This is a genomic window from Kocuria sp. GQ42, assembly GCF_059758435.1.
Genome location: NZ_JCAXEN010000003.1, coordinates 1 through 15953 on the forward strand (window position 1 = coordinate 1; position 15953 = coordinate 15953).

General features: G+C 72.3%; 17 protein-coding genes. 8 read left to right on the forward strand and 9 right to left on the reverse strand.

The annotated features are described in order from the left end of the window. The first annotated feature begins 245 nt into the window (after positions 1-245). The 5 genes from AC6CH6_RS07930 to AC6CH6_RS07950 all read left to right on the forward strand — a co-directional run bounded on the left by AC6CH6_RS07930 (position 246) and on the right by AC6CH6_RS07950 (position 4631). Positions 246-1001 carry a 5-oxoprolinase subunit PxpA gene (locus AC6CH6_RS07930; RefSeq protein ID WP_181372611.1) on the forward strand — a complete coding sequence of 252 codons (756 nt, stop codon included), beginning with the start codon at positions 246-248 and terminating at the stop codon, positions 999-1001. A 108-nt stretch (positions 1002-1109) separates the two neighbouring features. Further along, entirely contained in the window at positions 1110-1349 is a 240-nt protein-coding gene (locus tag AC6CH6_RS07935) for an acetyl-CoA carboxylase (protein ID WP_017834473.1), read from the forward strand. A gap of 3 nt (positions 1350-1352) precedes the next feature. Further along, positions 1353-2777 carry an acetyl-CoA carboxylase biotin carboxylase subunit gene (locus tag AC6CH6_RS07940; protein WP_498254718.1) on the forward strand — a complete coding sequence of 475 codons (1425 nt, stop codon included), beginning with the start codon at positions 1353-1355 and terminating at the stop codon, positions 2775-2777. Then, positions 2774-3682: a carboxyltransferase domain-containing protein gene (locus tag AC6CH6_RS07945; protein ID WP_419967387.1), complete on the forward strand. Its 909-nt coding sequence runs from the start codon at positions 2774-2776 to the stop codon at positions 3680-3682. The genes AC6CH6_RS07940 and AC6CH6_RS07945 overlap by 4 nt, the downstream gene beginning before the upstream one ends. Next, positions 3666-4631 carry a 5-oxoprolinase subunit C family protein gene (locus AC6CH6_RS07950; protein ID WP_498254719.1) on the forward strand — a complete coding sequence of 322 codons (966 nt, stop codon included), beginning with the start codon at positions 3666-3668 and terminating at the stop codon, positions 4629-4631. The genes AC6CH6_RS07945 and AC6CH6_RS07950 overlap by 17 nt, the downstream gene beginning before the upstream one ends. A gap of 66 nt (positions 4632-4697) precedes the next feature. On the opposite strand, the gene AC6CH6_RS07955 is transcribed toward AC6CH6_RS07950, so the two are convergent. The 7 genes from AC6CH6_RS07955 to AC6CH6_RS07985 are packed head-to-tail and all read right to left on the reverse strand — an operon-like array spanning position 4698 to position 11045. Then, complete coding sequence (locus AC6CH6_RS07955; protein WP_498254720.1) at positions 4698-5798, reverse strand: oxidoreductase; 1101 nt, start codon at positions 5796-5798, stop codon at positions 4698-4700. A gap of 60 nt (positions 5799-5858) precedes the next feature. Next, the gene (locus AC6CH6_RS07960) at positions 5859-6221 is read right to left on the reverse strand and encodes a hypothetical protein (RefSeq protein ID WP_498254721.1); all 363 of its coding nucleotides are present in this window, start codon (positions 6219-6221) and stop codon (positions 5859-5861) included. Between the two features lie 23 nt (positions 6222-6244). Continuing rightward, positions 6245-6997: an SDR family NAD(P)-dependent oxidoreductase gene (locus AC6CH6_RS07965; RefSeq protein ID WP_498254722.1), complete on the reverse strand. Its 753-nt coding sequence runs from the start codon at positions 6995-6997 to the stop codon at positions 6245-6247. A gap of 20 nt (positions 6998-7017) precedes the next feature. Beyond that, positions 7018-7797 (reverse strand): SDR family NAD(P)-dependent oxidoreductase, encoded by a 780-nt coding sequence (locus tag AC6CH6_RS07970; RefSeq protein ID WP_109221468.1) that lies wholly within the window; start codon positions 7795-7797, stop codon positions 7018-7020. Continuing rightward, entirely contained in the window at positions 7794-9134 is a 1341-nt protein-coding gene (locus tag AC6CH6_RS07975; protein WP_498254723.1) for an MFS transporter, read from the reverse strand. Before AC6CH6_RS07975 ends, AC6CH6_RS07970 begins: the two co-directional genes overlap by 4 nt. Positions 9135-9160: 26 nt before the next feature. Continuing rightward, positions 9161-10048 (reverse strand): polysaccharide deacetylase family protein, encoded by an 888-nt coding sequence (locus AC6CH6_RS07980; RefSeq protein ID WP_017834877.1) that lies wholly within the window; start codon positions 10046-10048, stop codon positions 9161-9163. A 28-nt stretch (positions 10049-10076) separates the two neighbouring features. Beyond that, positions 10077-11045, reverse strand: a complete 969-nt coding sequence (locus AC6CH6_RS07985; protein ID WP_498254724.1) for an asparaginase — start codon at positions 11043-11045, stop codon at positions 10077-10079. 185 nt (positions 11046-11230) lie between these two features. Here AC6CH6_RS07985 and AC6CH6_RS07990 point away from each other — a divergent pair, with 185 nt between their 5' ends. Further along, a complete protein-coding gene (locus AC6CH6_RS07990) occupies positions 11231-12232 on the forward strand; it encodes a LacI family DNA-binding transcriptional regulator (RefSeq protein WP_498254725.1) in 1002 nt (333 codons plus the stop codon). A 363-nt stretch (positions 12233-12595) separates the two neighbouring features. On the opposite strand, the gene AC6CH6_RS07995 is transcribed toward AC6CH6_RS07990, so the two are convergent. Continuing rightward, the gene (locus tag AC6CH6_RS07995; RefSeq protein WP_498254961.1) at positions 12596-13945 is read right to left on the reverse strand and encodes a permease prefix domain 1-containing protein; all 1350 of its coding nucleotides are present in this window, start codon (positions 13943-13945) and stop codon (positions 12596-12598) included. Then, positions 13945-14307, reverse strand: coding sequence for a PadR family transcriptional regulator (locus tag AC6CH6_RS08000; protein WP_498254726.1), 363 nt, complete (start codon positions 14305-14307; stop codon positions 13945-13947). The genes AC6CH6_RS07995 and AC6CH6_RS08000 overlap by 1 nt, the downstream gene beginning before the upstream one ends. A 170-nt stretch (positions 14308-14477) precedes the next feature. Between AC6CH6_RS08000 and AC6CH6_RS08005 the strand changes: the two genes are divergently transcribed. Together AC6CH6_RS08005 and AC6CH6_RS08010 are read left to right on the forward strand one after the other, a co-directional pair. Continuing rightward, positions 14478-15041 carry a GIY-YIG nuclease family protein gene (locus AC6CH6_RS08005; RefSeq protein ID WP_498254727.1) on the forward strand — a complete coding sequence of 188 codons (564 nt, stop codon included), beginning with the start codon at positions 14478-14480 and terminating at the stop codon, positions 15039-15041. Between the two features lie 71 nt (positions 15042-15112). Then, positions 15113-15943: a hypothetical protein gene (locus tag AC6CH6_RS08010; RefSeq protein WP_498254728.1), complete on the forward strand. Its 831-nt coding sequence runs from the start codon at positions 15113-15115 to the stop codon at positions 15941-15943. Positions 15944-15953: the final 10 nt, after the last annotated feature.

Here is a 15953-nt window from a genome sequence, read left to right on the forward strand (position 1 = left end):
CGGCGATCGGGGTGCTCGGGCGTTGCGATGCCTGCCAAAACGTCTTCTCAGAAAAACTGCTGCGCCCGATGTCCGGGCGAACTGCTTGAACTGCAAGAACGAAACTTCAACAACTGGTGATGACTCTACAGGTGTTCGAGGAAAAGCACAGTGACGGGCCCCACTGCCCCGCGGACACCCCGAGATCGCCGGGGGATCGCCCCGAGGCCGTTCCCACGGGCGCGTCGCGTCCATAGGCTGTGACCATGGCCACACCTGAGACCCGCACCCGGCCCACCGTCAACTCGGACATGGGCGAGGGGATCGGCCTGCACCGCTTCGGCAACGACCCGGAGTTGCTGCAGGTCGTGGACCTCGCCAACGTCGCCTGCGGCTTCCACGCCGGGGACCCGGACATCATGTCCGCCACCGTGGCCGCCGCCGTGGCCCACGACGTCGCGATCGGCGCCCACCCCTCCCTGCCCGACCAGTGGGGCTTCGGCCGCCGCGCCATGGTGCTCACCCCGGAGGAGGTCGAGTCCCTGGTCCGCTACCAGGTGGGCGCCCTCACCGGCTTCCTGCTCCAGCACGGGGCGGACCTGCACCACCTCAAGCCGCACGGCTCGCTCTACGGGATGGTCGCCAAGGACCCGGCGCTCATGGAGGCGGTGGCGGCGGTGGCCGCCGACTACCGCGTGCCCGTGCTCGGCATGGCCGGCACCGCCCACGAGTCCGTGTGCGCCGAGCGCGGCGTGCCGTTCGTGGCCGAGCTCTACGTGGACCTCGACTACAACGCCGAGGGCGGGCTGATCATCCAGCGCACGCCCCACGCCACCGACCCGCGCGCCGCCGCCGACCGGGTGGCGCAGGCCCTGGCCGAGGGGGTCGTGCGGGCCGAGGACGGCACGGAGCTGCCGATGCGCTTCGAGTCGGTCTGCGTGCACTCCGACGCCCCGGGGGCGCCGGCGGTGGCCCGCGCCGTCCGCGCGGCGATCGACGCCCACGCGGCGACGGGCACCTGACCCGCCCGGCCGCCGTCGTGGTCCCGGCCTTCCGGCCCGGACCCGGAGCTCCCCGACCCGGTGCCCGCCGACCCCACACCTCCCCACCCGACCGAAAGGACCCGCACCATGACCGAGATCCAGTCCCCGCTCCCCGGTGTCTTCTACCGCCGCCCCTCCCCCGACAAGGACCCGTTCGTCCGGGACGGCGACCCGGTCGAGGCCGGTCAGGTCATCGGTCTCATCGAGGTGATGAAGCAGTTCTCGGAGGTCCAGTCGGACGCCGCCGGCACGATCCAGGCCTTCGAGGTGGAGGACGGCGACATGGTCAACCCGGGGGACGTCATCGCCGTCGTCGCGGAGAGCTGAGCCGTGCCCATCTCCACGCTCCTGGTGGCCAACCGGGGCGAGATCGCGGTCCGGATCCTGCGCTCAGCGCAGCAGATGGGCCTGCGCACCGTGCTGGCCGTGAGCGAGGTGGACCAGGACTCCATGGCGGCGGAGCTCGCCGACGCCGTGGCCGTGGTGGGCCCCGCCCCGGCTCAGAAGTCCTACCTGAACGCGGAGGCGCTCGTGGCCGCGGCCCTGGAGCACGGGTGCGACGCCGTGCACCCCGGCTACGGCTTCCTGTCCGAGAACGCCGCGTTCGCCCGGCGCGTCCAGGAGGCGGGTCTGACGTGGGTGGGCCCCGCCCCCGACGTCATCGACCTCATGGGCCACAAGACCCGGGCGCTGGAGGCCGCGATCGCGGCCGGGGTGCCCGTCCTCGCCGGGTCGAACGGGCCCCTGGAGGGCGACGACGACGCCGTCCTGGCGCTGGCCCGGGAGGTCGGCTACCCGCTCGTCATCAAGGCCTCGGCCGGCGGCGGCGGGCGCGGCATCCGCCTGGTCCGCGCCGAGGAGGACCTGCTGCGGACCGTCGACACCGCCCGGTCCGAGGCCGGGGCGAGCTTCGGGGACCCCACGGTGTACCTGGAGCGGTTCGTGGAGCGGGCCCGGCACGTGGAGGTCCAGGTCCTCGGCGACGGGCAGACCTTCCTGCACCTGGGCGACCGCGACTGCTCGCTGCAGCGCCGCTCCCAGAAGATCGTGGAGGAGGCCCCCGCCCCGGACCTGCCGGACGAGGTCCGCGAGCGCATCCGGGACTCCGCCGTGAACCTGGCCCGGCTGTGCTCCTACACCGGGGTGGGCACGGTCGAGTACCTCTACGACCCCGTCCGGCACGAGGCGGCGTTCATCGAGATGAACACCCGCCTGCAGGTGGAGCACCCGGTCACGGAGTTCGTCACGGGCGTGGACCTGGTCGCCGAGCAGCTCACGATCGCCTCGACCGGGCGCACGGAGCTGCGGCAGGAGGACATCTCCTTCGACGGGCACTCCGTGGAGTGCCGGATCAACGCCGAGGACCCGGAGAAGGGGTTCATGCCGAGCCCGGGCACGATCAGCCGCCTCGACTGGCCTGAGGGGTCCGAGTACCGCGTGGACTCCGGCGTGCGCAGCGGCGACACCGTGGCCCCGTACTACGACTCGCTGCTGGCCAAGCTGATCGTGCACGCCGAGGACCGGGAGACGGCCGTGCAGCGGATGGGCGCGGCCCTGGCCGCCACGCACGTGGAGGGGATCAGGACCACGGTGCCGCTGCTGCGGCGGCTCGTGCTGGACCCGGAGTTCGCGGCCGTGGCGCACCACACCACCTGGATCGAGACCGAGCTGCTGACCGGCCGGGCCGGCGGCACACCCAGCGACGAGCCCGGCGACAAGTCCGGCGACATTCCCAGTGAGGGGAGCGCACCATGACCGAGACCCTGTACCTGCCCACCGCCCGGTACACGTGGGGCGGTGACGAGTTCCTGTTCGTGGAGTTCGACGAGGCCATGAACCTCACCGCCAACTACCTGGCCACCACCGTGGCGCACGGCCTCTCCACCCTGGACCTGCCCGGCGTGGTGGACGTCTGCCCCGCCAACGCGTCCCTGCTGGTGCGCTTCGACCCGGACGTGATCAGGGCCGAGGACCTCAAGCGCCGCACCCAGGAGCTCGAGGGGCAGGCCCGCGAGTCCACGCAGTACACCGCCGAGACCCGGATCATCGAGGTCCCGGTCTGGTACCAGGACCCCTACACCGCAGAGGTCGTGGCCCGCTTCCGCGAGGGCTACCACCAGGACCCCTCCGGCACCGACCTCGACTACGCCGCGAAGGTCAACGGCCTCGCGGACGCCGCCGAGTTCATCCGCCGCCACCACGAGTCCCCGTGGCTGGTGTCCATGGTGGGCTTCGTGGCCGGGCTGCCGTTCATGTACCAGCTCGTGCCGAGGGACCGGCAGCTCGAGGTGCCCAAGTACCTCAGCCCCCGCACCGACACTCCCCCGCTCACCGTGGGCCACGGCGGGTGCTTCGCGTGCATCTACTCGGTGCGCGGCGCCGGCGGCTACCAGATGTTCGGCATCGCCGCCGCCCCCATCTACGACCCCGAGCAGCACCTGCGCGACTTCCGGGACTTTCTCATCCTGTTCCGGCCCGGGGACCTCGTGAAGTTCCGGCCGGTCGACGAGGCCGAGTACCGCTCCATCCAGCAACAGGTCGAGGACGGCACCTGGCGGTACAAGCAGGCGCCCGTGACCCTCGACGTCGAAGCCGCGCTCGCCGATCCCGACAGCTACAACCGCACCCTTCTGGAGGCCCTCGATGGCGCTGACGATTGAGCAGCCCGGACTGCTGACCACCGTCCAGGACCAGGGACGGATCGGGTACTACCACGTGGGCATCCCGCAGGGCGGGGCCATGGACCAGGAGTCCGCGCAGGCGGCGAACAAGCTGGTCGGCAACACCGCCGTGGAGGCCGTGCTCGAGTGCACCTACACGGGCCCCGCCTTCACCGTGGACGCCCCGACGACGATCGCCGTGACCGGCGCGGACCTGCCCGTGCTGGTCAACGGCGAGGAGCGCCCGTCGTGGCGACGGATCGAGCTGGCGGCGGGAGACGCCGTGAAGTTCGGCGTGCTCCGCGGCGGCGCCCGGTTCTACCTGGCCGTCCGCGGCGGCATCTCCGTGCCGGAGGTGCTCGGCTCGCGCTCCACCTACGCGATCGGGCGGCTGGGCGGACTGGACGGCCGGAAGCTGGAGGCCGGGGACGTGGTGCCGGTGGGCGAGCCCACCGGCCTGCTGCCCGAGGTCGATGAGATCCCGGAGCGCCTCCGACCGGGCTTCGGGAGGTCGCTGGAGCTGCGGATCATGTGGAGCCTCTACGACCACCTGCTCACCGACGAGGGCCGGCGGCGGCTGGTCGAGGAGGAGTGGAAGCTCACCCCCGTGGCGGACCGGATGGGCCTGCGCTTCGAGGGCCCCGGCGTGGAGTGGATCCAGCGCCGGCAGCCGTTCGGGGCGGGCTCGGACCCCTCCAACATCGTGGACGCCGGCTACGCCGTGGGCTCCATCCAGGTCCCCGGCGGCACCCAGCCGATCGTGCTGCACCGGGACGCGGTCTCGGGCGGGGGCTACGCCATGGTGGGCACCGTGATCTCCGCGGACATGGACCTGCTGGCTCGCGCCGCCCCGGGAACGGTCACCCGGTTCCGCGCGGTGTCCATGGAGGAGGCGCTGCTGGCGCGCCACGAGCGGGCCGAGCGGCTGGAGGAGATCTGGGCGCTGTGAGCAGCCGGGGCTCCCGGCCCGCGGCGGGTGGTGCCGCACCGGCACCACCCGCCGCGGTGCGTCCGCTCAGGAGAGCTCCAGCTCCCAGTCCTTGACGTCGGCCAGGGGCGCGAGCAGGCTGCCGTCGAGCTCGGCGAGCGGCCGGCCGCTGCGCACCCGCTGCGGCCAGTCCCGGTTGGCCAGCGCCGCCTTGCCCAGGGCGACCACGTCGGCCGTGCCGTCCGCAAGCATGGACACGGCCGTCTCCGGGTCGTCCAGGTGCCCGTTGGCGATCACCGGCAGACCCGAGTGCTGCTTGGCCAGCGCCGCGAGCGAGGGCCCCTCGTCGCCGAACGCCGGGGCGGTCGCCCGGTACTCGGTGGTGTGGACGAAGTCGATCCCGGTGGCGCCCAGGGTCGAGAAGATCACCTCCGCCTCGTCGGGCCCGCCGCTCCACCGGTGGTCGTGATCGCTGACCTTGGCCTGGGAGATCCGGATGCCCACCGCCAGGTCCGGCCCCACGGCGTCGCGCACGGCCCGGCAGACCTCGGCGGCGAACCGCACCCGGTTCTCCGGCGATCCGCCGTACTCGTCGGTCCGGAGATTGAGGTAGTCGGTGAGGAACTGGTCGAGCAGGTACCCGTTGGCGCCGTGGATCTCGACGCCGTCGAACCCGGCGTCGCGGGCGCGCAGCGCGGCGTCCACGAACGCCTGCCGGACCTCCGCCATCTGCTCCGCCGTGATCTCCGCGGGCACGGGGTACGGGCCCTCACCGCGGTAGAAGCCCAGCTGCTCGCCCTTGGGGGCCACCGCGGAGGGGCCGATCGTGGAGTCGACGAACCGGTTGCCCTGGGCCTGGGACCCCGCGTGCATGAGCTGGGCGAAGATCTTCGCGCCGGCGGCGTGGACGGCGCCGACCACCTCGGCCCACGCCCGGGCCTGGTCGTCGGTGGCGATCCCGGGCTGGTACAGGTAGCCCTGCCCGTGAGCGGCGTCGGGGTAGATCCCCTCGGTGATCAGCAGCCCGAAGCCGCCGCGGGCGAAGGCCTCGTAGTAGGAGACCATGCGCTCGGTGGCGTGGCCCTCCTCCGTGGCGCTGATCCGGGTCATCGGAGCCAGCGCCACGCGGTTCTCCAGGGCGGCGGGACCGATCTGCAGGGGGGACCAGAGGGGGTCGAGTTCCGGCATGTGGATCTCCTTCGACAGTGGTTCAGGGGTTGTTCGGTCGGCGGGTGCCTCTGAGAAGGCTCACACGGTGTCGGCGCTGAGGAGAAGCGCCCGCACGAGCCGCCCCGCGTCCATGGGCGGGGCGCTGTGGTGGGTCCCGGCGGCGAGGATCCGCTCGAACTCCGCGCCGCCGTCGTCCGGCAGCAGACGCCGGTCGACCAGGTGCTGGTCGACCAGGGCGTCGGCCAGCGTCTCGACGTCGGGGAAGACCTGCTGGGCGCCCGTCCGGGAGCCCAGCACCCACCGGTCGCCGAGCACGGTGATCCTCGCGCGGCGCCCCACGCTGCGCCGCAGCTCCGCGAGGACGGCCTGCTTCATCCCGTTGAGGTTGATGTAGGCGGTCACCTTCGAGACCGCACGCCCTCCGGGGCATCCTGCGCACATCGTGACATCTCCTCCCGGGCCGGCTACGGCATCACGTCGCCGCTGTTGGGACCCAGCGTCTGGCCCGTGTAGAGGTCGCCGCCGGGCGAGGAGGCCAGTAGCAGCGCGGTGGGCGCCACCTCGTGAGCCTGGCCGAAGCGCCCGATGGGCAGCTCCGCCTGCTTGGCGGCCTTCCACTCCTCGGACAGTCCCTCGATCAGCGGCGTCACGACAGGACCGGGCGCGATCGAGTTGACGAGGATGTGGTGCTCGGCGAGCTCCAGCGCCATGGCCTTCGTCATGCCGATCACCCCGGCCTTGGCCGCCACGTAGTGCGTCAGGCCGGTGCCGCCCTTGATGCCCAGCTGGGAGGCGATGTTGATGATCCGCCCGCCGCCGCGCTCCACCATGTGGGGCGCGGCCCAGCGCGCGGCCAGGAAGACGCCCTTGAGGTCCACGGCCAGGACCTTGTCGAACGTGGCCTCGGTCATCTCCAGCAGCGGCGTCTCGTCGAGGATGCCGGCGGCGCTGACGAGGACGTCGATCCCGCCGAGCTCCTCGACGACCTGTGCCATCGCCTGCTGCACCGCCTCGCCGTCGGTGACGTCCACGGCGATCGCCGTGGTGCGCCCGCCGAAGCTGCCGCTCTCCTCCGCGACGGCCGCCGCGTGCTGCTCGTCGCGGTCCAGCACGGCCACGTCCGCGCCCTCCCGGGCGAAGAGCAGGGCGATCGCCGCCCCGATGCCGCTGCCGCCGCCGGTGACGACGGCGACCTTTCCGGTCAGTTGCTGTTCCATGTCTGCCTTTCCTGGTGGGCTCAGCTCGGCCAGCGGACGGTGAGCCCGCCGTCGACGATCAGCTGCTGCCCCGTGACGTAGGCCGAGTCGTCGCCGGTGAGGAAGCGGATGGTGCGCGCGGCCTCGTCGACGTTGCCCACGCGGCCCCACGGGATGATCGAGCCCGCGGCATCGAGGCCCTCCCGACCCAGCGAGTTCACCGGGTCCAGGGACTGGGGGCTCTCGATCAGCCCCGGGATGACGGCGTTGACCCGGATCTTGCGGGGTGCGAGCTCCACGGCCAGCGAGCGGCACAGGCCGATGAGCCCGGACTTCGCCGCCGCGTAGTGGCTGTGCTCCTCCCACCCGTAGACGCCGCCGGCGATCGACGACGTCGCCACCATCGCCCCGCCGTGGGTCATCCGCGTGCTGCAGGAGCGGAAGACGCGCATCACCCCGGAGAGGTCGACGGCCATCATGTCGTCCCACGCCTGGTCGGTCATGTCCGCGAGCGCGGCACGGCGCAGGATGCCGGCCGCGGCCACCGAGATGTCCAGCCGGCCGAACTCGTCGAGCGCGGCCTGGGCGAGCTTCTCGGTGTCCTCGAAGCTGCGCACGTCCATCGGGACGGCCGTGCAGCGCCCGCCCGCGGCCTCCACGGCGCGGACGGTGTCCGTCGCGTCGTGGGGGTCCGAGGGGAGGTAGCCGATGACGCTGTGGGCACCGGCCCGGGCGTAGGCCACCGCCAGCGCCCGGCCGATCCCGCTGCCGCCGCCGGAGATGACGGCGACCTTTCCCTCGAGTCCGTCGTCGCGGATCATGCGATCACCGTGGTCCTCAGGTGGGCGTCCTTCAGGGTGCGGGTCCCGGCCATGCACAGCGCCGAGAGGATCAGCCCGCCAGAGCCGGTGATGATCGCCGCCGTGGCCGTGTCCACCCCGGCGGTCAGCAGGATGGTGAGCAGCCCGGAGCCGGCGATGCCGCCGAGCGGCGCCATCACGTGGGCCACGTTCGCCCCCATGCCGCGCACCTGGGGCGGGAAGGACTCGCCCATGTAGAACAGCAGCGCCGCGTAGGGGCCGGTGAGGAAGAACAGCGTCATGGCGTACAGCGGGATGATGTAGCCGGAGGTGCCCGGGCCCAGCAGCATCACCAGGCTCACCACGCCGCCGGCGACCCAGCCGAGGACCACGGTCGGCTTGCGGCCGATCTTGTCGCCCAGCCAGCCGTGGAACACGTAGCCCACGAAGCCCACCGCGTTGGAGAGCACCAGGATGATGAGGGCGTTGTCGAAGGAGACGCCCTTGGCCTCGACCAGGATGGTGGTGCCCAGGACGGAGAACACCTGGATGCCGAACCAGTTGAAGAACCACGCCAGGGACAGGCAGGTCGTGTGCCGGCGCAGCTCCGGGGTGAAGACGTCCTTCACACCGGTGGCGTGGTGGGCCGCCTCCTCGAGGTCGTGCTCGTCGGCCAGCTCGTGGGCACCGGCGGTGTCACCGGCGGCCCGGCGCCGCCGGACCTCCTTCATCGCGGCGAAGGTCGGGGACTCCGGCAGGCGCAGGGCCAGGCCGACGACGATCAGGGACAGCACCGCGGCGACCACGAAGCTCCAGCGCCAGCCGATGAGCGGGAGCGTCAGGGCCGACAGCCCCGCGGAGACCAGTGCGCCGACCGGCCAGCCGCCCTGGACGAGCGAGTACATGAGGCCGCGGCTCTTGGCCTCCTTGTAGATCTCGTTGAGGTAGACCGCGTTGACGACCTCCTCGGACATGGAGAAGCCGGAGAAGGAGCGGATGATGACCAGGCTCGCGGCGCCGATGGCGGCGCCGGTGAGACCGGACGCCACGGCGCCGCCGAGCATGAGCACGATGAGCGCCTTCTTGCGGCCCATCTTGTCGATGATCGTGCCCACGGCCAGGGCCACGATGAACACGCCGATCGTGGCGTAGGTGTTGATCGCGGTGGACTCGGCCACCGACCAGCCGAAGTCCTCGGCGATCACGGGGAGCAGCGTGCCGAAGAGGGTGAAGTCGTAGACGGAGGCCACCCAGGCGATGAAGCAGACGATCGAGACCTGCTTGACCACCTTCGGGGTGATGGGCACGTTCCAGGGCTCGACGCCGGAGGGCGTCGGGTTCGAGCGCAGAGCGGACATGGCGATGTTCCTTCGTGCCGGTGGGATCAGGCGGAGGTGCGGGGACTGCGGGCGGCGAAGTCGCGGGCGACGTCCTCCATGAACGCGAACTCCACGCCGTCGTGACCCTGGATGTGGTCGAAGAGGCGCTCGAGCATCAGCAGGTTCTGCGGGCGGCCGCAGACGTCGGGGTGGATCGTGAGGGGGAAGACGGCGTAGTCCATCTCCCGGTAGACCCAGTCGAACTGGTCCTTCCACAGCTGCTCGATGTCCCGCGGGGACACGAAGCCGTGGCTGTTCGGGCTGGACTTGATGAACATCATCGGCGGGAGGTCGTCCAGGTACCACGAGGCGGGGATCTCGATAAGGTCGGTCTCCTCGCCGCGCACCAGCGGCTTCATCCACTCCTTGGCCGAGGCCGCGTCGTAGTCGATCTTGGTCCAGGTGTCCCCGACGCGCACGTAGTACGGGGTGTGGTCGTCGTGCATGAGCGAGTGGTCGTAGAGGAAGCCGCGATCGAGCAGGATCTCGTTGGTCACCCCGGAGAACTCCCACCAGGGCGCCACGTAGCCGACGGGCTTCTTCCCGGAGCGCCGCTCGATGAGGTCGGTGCAGTAGTCGAGGATCTCGGTCTCCTGCTCGCGGGTCATCGCGATGGGGTTCTCGTGGCTGTAGCCGTGGACGCCGATCTCGTGACCGGCGGCGACGACCGCGTCGAACTCCTTCGGGAACGTCTCGACGGAGTGCCCGGGCCAGAACCAGGTCACGGGCATCTCGCGGCGCTGGGCGAGCTGGAGCAGCCGTGGCACGCCGACCTCGCCGGCGAAGAGGCCGCGGGAGATGTCGCCCGGGGAGTCCTCGCCGCCGTAGGAGCCGAGCCAGCCGCCGACGGCGTCGACGTCGATGCCGACGGACACGTAGATCTTCTTGGACATGATGTCTCCTCTGGTGGTGGGTGGTGTTCTAGAGGTGGGCGGTGAAGGCCCTGGGGAACTCGGTGGCCGAGGTCCCCAGGGAGAGCAGGAGGGCGGCGAGGATGCGCGCCTGGAGCGGGTTGAGGTCCCCGGAGGGGACGGCGCCGGCCGCCACGAGGTCGGTGCCCCCGCCGTTGCCGTAGAGCGGGACGACGGGTCCCCACGGGGCACGGGTGCTGAGCACCACGGCGCAGCCGGCCCCGACCGCACGGGCCACCGACTCCGCGAAGCCGGGGCCCGCGTTGCCGACGCCCGATCCGGCGAGGACCACGGCCTGCGCACCGGAGCGCACGGCGTGGTCGAAGAGGTCCGGGGTGGCGCCGGTGTGGGCCGTGATGATCTCGACCCTGGTGCTGTCGAAGGCCGCCGGCGGCAGCGGCAGCGGCTCCCGGCGGACCGGCCTGGCCGTGACGACGAGCCCGGCCCCGGCCATGTGCGCCACCTCGGCGCCGCCCTGGAAGGGGCTGCTCGCGGTGGTGTGCGCCTTCCGGGCGCCGCGGGCGGAGCGGACCGTCCCGTCGAAGGAGATCAGCGCGCCGCTGCCCCGCAGCTCGGGCGAGGCGGCGGCCAGCACCGCCTCCTCGACATTGCGGGGGCCGTCCGGGGCCGGGCTGTCGGCCGGCTGCTGGGCGCCGGTGAGCACCACGCTCTTCGGGGAGCCGTGCACCAGGTCCAGCAGGAACGCCGTCTCCTCCAGGGTGTCGGTCCCGTGGGTGACCACCACACCGTCGTTGGCCGGATCGGCCAGCGCGTCCCGGGCCGCCTCGGCGATCGCCCGCAGCTCCCCGAGGGTGAGCCGGTAGCTGCCCGTGGTGAGGACGTCCCGGGTGGAGACGGTGAGCTCGCCGTACTCGTTCCGGGACAGGTCGGCCGCCGTGTCCGTGGCCACGGAGCCCGTGGACCCGCCCCCACGGGACGCGATGGTGCCCCCCGTGCCGAGCAGCTGGATGTGTGTCACGTGCCGCCTCCCTTCCGTGGAGTCGTCCCGCTCCTCCGGAGCGCCAACGGTCTATGCAAACGAATGCCGCAATCGATTGCGTACGATGTTGGAACTGACCCTAGAGCGGTTCCGGAGTGATTGGCAACACATTCACGCAGATTTAACATCGGTTACTGTGTGGAAACAGCCGCGAGGAGGTGGACATGGGCGCACGACCGGCGGTCACGCTGAAGGCCCTGGCGGCCGAGCTGGGCCTCAACCCCTCCACGGTCTCCCGGGTGCTCAACGACCCCAAGGGCCTCGGCTCCAAGTGGGCCGCGCCGGACACCACGGAGCGGATCTTCGCGCTCGCGGAGGAGCGCGGCTACCGCAAGAACCCCTACGCCGCGTCGCTGCGCACGGCCAAGTCGCACATGATCGGGGTCGTCGTGCCCCGCCTGCAGGACTACGTCCTGGCCACGATGTACGAGGGCATCGACGAGGCCGCCTCCGAGCACGGCTACTTCACCGTGGTCTCCAACTCCCTGGACGACCCCGCGGCCCACCGCGCCAAGGCGGAGAAGCTGCTGGACCGCCGTGCCGACGGCCTGATCTTCGGCGACGCCCTGTTCGAGGACCCCTTCCTGGACGAGCTCGCCGACCGCGGCGTGGCCTTCACGCTGGTGAGCCGGCGGTCCCCGGGGCACCGGTCCGTGACCTGCGACGACTACGCCGGGGGACGCATGGTCGCGGAGCACCTCGTCGCGTCCGGCCGGAGGACCTTCGGTCTCATCGCGGGCAATCCGCGGGCCTCGACCTCGATCGACCGCTGCGCCGGCTTCCTGGACGCGCTCGCCGGGCACGGCCTCGGGGTGGACCCGGCGCGGGTGGTCCCCGGCGGCTTCGACGCCCCGGCCGGCAGCGCGGCCGCCGCCCGGATCCTGGCCGCCGGGCCGCTGCCCGAGGCGGTGTTCGCGGTCAACGACTTCGCGGCGATCGGCGCGCTCGGCGTCTTCGCCCGGGAGGGGATCACGGTCCCGGAGGACCTGGCCCTCGTCGGGTTCAACGACACGCCGCTGGCCGGCAGCGTGGGGCTCACCACCGTGCGCTCTCCCATGCACAGCATCGGCCGGCAGGGCTTCGAGATGCTGATGGACGTTCTCGACGGCCGGGACGTGGAGAGCGTCCGGCTCCCCCCGGAGCTCGTCGTGCGCACGAGCGCCTGAGCACCGGTCGCCCCCACCGCAGGACCGCAGGGGCCAGCACGCCGTCGGGTGCGGGGCAGGGCTCCGAGGCAAGTCGGCGCAACTGTGGACAGAATGCGAATCGATCAGGTAATAAGCCAGTGTTAGTGTTGATGCATCACGCAGGTGATCAGCCGGGGGGCTGAGCCGCCGCGTGAGGATCGCGTCGGAACGACCGGCCGCAAGGCCGCCGGCACGACGACGATCATGATGCCGCCGTCCTGGTGGCAGCGGGCCTCGGACCAACTGGTCAGTCGTCGGGGGGCGACTCCCCTGCCACCGGGACGCGCAGGCCCCCCTCCGCCCGCGGCAGCCGCTCCACGGCGCGAGCGCGCAGCCCGCCGGTCAGGCGAAGGCGAAGACCAGCGGGAAGACCACCACCACGATCGCGGCCCACACGCCGTAGACCGGCAGGTAGCGCGTCTGCCAGCGCTCGAGCTCCGCGAACGGCCGGCGTCCCCGCAGGCACCTAGCGCTCAGCCACCCCGCCCGGAGCAGGTGCACCAGCAGCAGCAGGTTCAGCCCGAGCGCGGCGATCTTGTTGGGGCTGGAGCCGAACTCGGCGATCCTGGTCAGCATCGCGGTCAGCATGAGCGCGTCCACCGCCAGCGCCGCGACGACGAGCACCAGCTGCAGGCCGTCGAAGAGACCGGGCGGCTCGAGCGGGTCCCGGGCGGAGATCGAGTAGAGCAGCAGCGCCAGGACCAGCACGAGGATCGCGTCCATCAGGATCAGCAGCCCGCGGTCGACGTCGACGAGCCCGCCGGCCGCCGTGAGCACCACCAGGAGGGCCAGCAGCATCAGGATGGTCAGGGGCGTGAACACCCGGGTGAGGACCGGGGCGATGTTCTCGACGACGTTCTGCTTGGCCTCGACCAGCCACGCGGCCACCACGAGGGCGCCGGGCACGGCGAACGGCAGGATCCAGTCCTCCAGCACCGGCTCCAGGTCGATCCCGACGACCTGGAGGGCGCCGAACGTGAGTCCGACCAGCACCGCCCCGCCCAGGGCCAGGAGCGTGTAGTAGATCAGGAGCTCGCCGGTGAAGCGGACGAAGTCCATCCGCCGGCTGTCGGAGCGCCACCTCCCGCCCGTGTAGGCGATCCCGGCCAGCAGCCACAGGACCACCGGCGCGTGCAGGACGGCGAGCAGCTCGGTGGACCCGCCGGGGACGAACGGATAGACGTTGAGCACCACCGCCAGCAGCGCGAACGGGACGAGCAGCCCCGCCACCACGCGCGCGGTGAGCCGGCGCTTCCACACGAAATAGCCGGCGACGAAGGGCAGGACGAGCAGGCCGAGATTGCGCGCCGGCACCGCCTCGTCGCCGAGCCAGGCGGTGCCGGCCTTGACCGCCAGCCCGGCCCCGACCGCGAGCGCCAGGACGACGCCCAGCTCCCGCCACGGCGGTGCGCCGGTCTCCGCGGCGTCCTCCGGGAGGAGCACGAGCTGCTTCCACAGCCGCTCGGAGTGCTCGCGGGCGAACTCGTGCGAGACGGCGTCGAGATTGCCCATGCGCTTGATCGCGACGAGGAAGGCCTCGTCGTCGTCGAGCCCGGTGGCCCTCAGGTCCGAGACCTGTTCGCGCAGGTGGTCCTCGAGCTCGTCGACGTCGGCCGGGGAGATCGCCTGGCGGCGCTGGACCCAGCCGCGCCACCGCCCGATCTGGGCCTCCTGCTCCGCGTGCAGCTCCATCACGCCCACCGCTCGGTCGTGGCGGGCGGCTGCTGCGCGGCCTGCCACACCTGCCGCAGCGCGTCGGCCACGACCGTCCACTGCTCCTGCCGGTCGGCGAGCGCGGCACGTCCCGAGGCCGTGATCGCGTAGTGCTTGCGCCGGCGCCCGGCCTCGGACGTGCCCCACGAGGAGGACACGTAGCCGAGCCGCTCGAGCCGGTGCAGCAGGGGGTAGAGCATGCCGTCGGTCCACTGCATGGAGCCGCCGGAGAGCTCGCTGACGCGCTTGAGGATCGCGTAGCCGTACAGGTCGCCGTCCGCCAGGATCCCCAGCACGAGCGGGGTGGCCGAGGCGGCGACCAGGTCCTTGTCGATGCGCACTGCGCCTCCTGATACCTAGGTGTGCTACGCATTGAACCCTAGCAGTACTAGGTATGGCAAGTGCGGCACCGGACATTGCGGCGCGGGCCGGGCGGGCTGGGCACCGCCGCGTCCTGCGCCTACAGTCGAAGCACAGTTGCAGAAGAGAACGCCCCGGGAGGTGGTGATCCATGAGCACGCAGCCCGGCCTCGCCGCGCTCCCGCTCAGCACGCCGCTGGAGGCGGAGGTCCGCCGCTCCCGCGGCGTCTACGCCTGGTGGCTGGACACCGCCCGCTCCCCCACCCCGGAGGCGGCCGGGCTGCACCTGCCCGCGGTGCCGCGGATCCGCCACTCCTCGGGGACGGCCGAGCTGCTCTACGTGGGCCGCGCCCGGCGCGACCTCCACCGGCGGATCACCGGCCAGCACCTGCGGCGCACCCGCTCCTCCGCGCTGCGGCGCACGCTGCTCGCCGCCCTCCTGGCCGGGGACCCGTCCTGGCGGGACGGCGCCGCCGTGGACGGGCGGGGCCGCGTGGTCCTCGACGAGGCGCACGAGCAGCGGCTCACGTCGTGGATGCAGGAGCACCTGCTCCTCGGCTGGGCGGAGTGCGGGACGAAGGACGACGTCGACGCCCTCGAGCAGCACTGGGTCGCCGCGCACCAGCCGGCGCTCAACACCGAGGGCACCGGGCACGGTCCGGAGCTGACCGAGCTCAAGCGGGTCTTCCGCGAGGGCCTGCCCCAGCGGTCCTGAGCCTCCGGGGCCGCTGCGGCCGCGGCGGTAGAATGGGTGCCCAGCACGCACGTGGTCGTTCGGGGGCCGTCATGAACAACACCGGGAGCAGCAGCGGAGCCGCCGTCTGGGTGGTGGCCCTGGTCGCCGTGGTGGTCGCCTTCGGCCTGTTCCGCTTCGTGCTCCTCGGCGGGGTGGCCCTCCTCGTCCTGGTCCTGGTCGGCCTGCTGATCTGGCTCAGCGCCGGCGTCATCACGAGCCGGACCCGCGCCGCCGGGCAGGATGCGCCCGAGGACGACGACGAACAGCCGCCGCCCGGCGGGTGGCCCGGGCAGGCCTCCGCGGAGGAGGCTGTGGAGGAGGCCCGGGCGGCCGGAGCGTCCAACATGCGCACGGCCTGGATCTCGTGGCACCTCAGATCCCTGCCCCCGCCGGAGGACTCCCGGGATCCCCGGCTCCTCACGGGCACGCTGTCCGTGGTGCCGCAGGCGGACTGGGACGTGGACCGGCTCCGCACCCACGGCCGCGCGCTGTGGTCCCTGCGCCGCAGCGCCCGGCGGCACGACCTGCTCGACCAGCTGGACGCCCGCCTGGACCGGGTGGTCGCCATGATCTCCGACCTGACGGACGCCGAGTTCGACACCGCCCTCGGCCAGGTCAACGACCAGTACCTGTACCACCCGGACCGGCAGGTCCGCACCGCCTACCTGGAGGGCGGCGCCCTGGGCGTGGACCTCATCATGGACGCCGTGACCGCCGCCCGGGCCCAGGCCCGCGAGGACGCCGCCACGAGGGCCGCCGCGGAGGCCCTGGCCCAGCAGCGCACCGCCGCGCTGCGCGCCCTGCGGGAGACCCACCACCCCACCGCGGGCCGGGACGCCCGCACCGCCTGGGACGAACAGGCCCGGAAGCTCGAGGAGTAAGCGGCCGGCG

What these genes read in the sequence shown, in the direction of transcription:
- AC6CH6_RS07930 (WP_181372611.1), top strand. Translation starts at nt 246, where the DNA reads ATGGCCACACCTGAGACCCGCACCCGGCCCACCGTCAACTCGGACATG.
- AC6CH6_RS07935 (WP_017834473.1), top strand. Translation starts at nt 1,110, where the DNA reads ATGACCGAGATCCAGTCCCCGCTCCCCGGTGTCTTCTACCGCCGCCCC.
- AC6CH6_RS07945 (WP_419967387.1), top strand. Translation starts at nt 2,774, where the DNA reads ATGACCGAGACCCTGTACCTGCCCACCGCCCGGTACACGTGGGGCGGT.
- AC6CH6_RS07950 (WP_498254719.1), top strand. Translation starts at nt 3,666, where the DNA reads ATGGCGCTGACGATTGAGCAGCCCGGACTGCTGACCACCGTCCAGGAC.
- AC6CH6_RS07955 (WP_498254720.1), bottom strand. Translation starts at nt 5,798, where the DNA reads ATGCCGGAACTCGACCCCCTCTGGTCCCCCCTGCAGATCGGTCCCGCC.
- AC6CH6_RS07960 (WP_498254721.1), bottom strand. Translation starts at nt 6,221, where the DNA reads ATGTGCGCAGGATGCCCCGGAGGGCGTGCGGTCTCGAAGGTGACCGCC.
- AC6CH6_RS07965 (WP_498254722.1), bottom strand. Translation starts at nt 6,997, where the DNA reads ATGGAACAGCAACTGACCGGAAAGGTCGCCGTCGTCACCGGCGGCGGC.
- AC6CH6_RS07970 (WP_109221468.1), bottom strand. Translation starts at nt 7,797, where the DNA reads ATGATCCGCGACGACGGACTCGAGGGAAAGGTCGCCGTCATCTCCGGC.
- AC6CH6_RS07975 (WP_498254723.1), bottom strand. Translation starts at nt 9,134, where the DNA reads ATGTCCGCTCTGCGCTCGAACCCGACGCCCTCCGGCGTCGAGCCCTGG.
- AC6CH6_RS07980 (WP_017834877.1), bottom strand. Translation starts at nt 10,048, where the DNA reads ATGTCCAAGAAGATCTACGTGTCCGTCGGCATCGACGTCGACGCCGTC.
- AC6CH6_RS07990 (WP_498254725.1), top strand. Translation starts at nt 11,231, where the DNA reads ATGGGCGCACGACCGGCGGTCACGCTGAAGGCCCTGGCGGCCGAGCTG.
- AC6CH6_RS07995 (WP_498254961.1), bottom strand. Translation starts at nt 13,945, where the DNA reads ATGGAGCTGCACGCGGAGCAGGAGGCCCAGATCGGGCGGTGGCGCGGC.
- AC6CH6_RS08005 (WP_498254727.1), top strand. Translation starts at nt 14,478, where the DNA reads ATGAGCACGCAGCCCGGCCTCGCCGCGCTCCCGCTCAGCACGCCGCTG.
- AC6CH6_RS08010 (WP_498254728.1), top strand. Translation starts at nt 15,113, where the DNA reads ATGAACAACACCGGGAGCAGCAGCGGAGCCGCCGTCTGGGTGGTGGCC.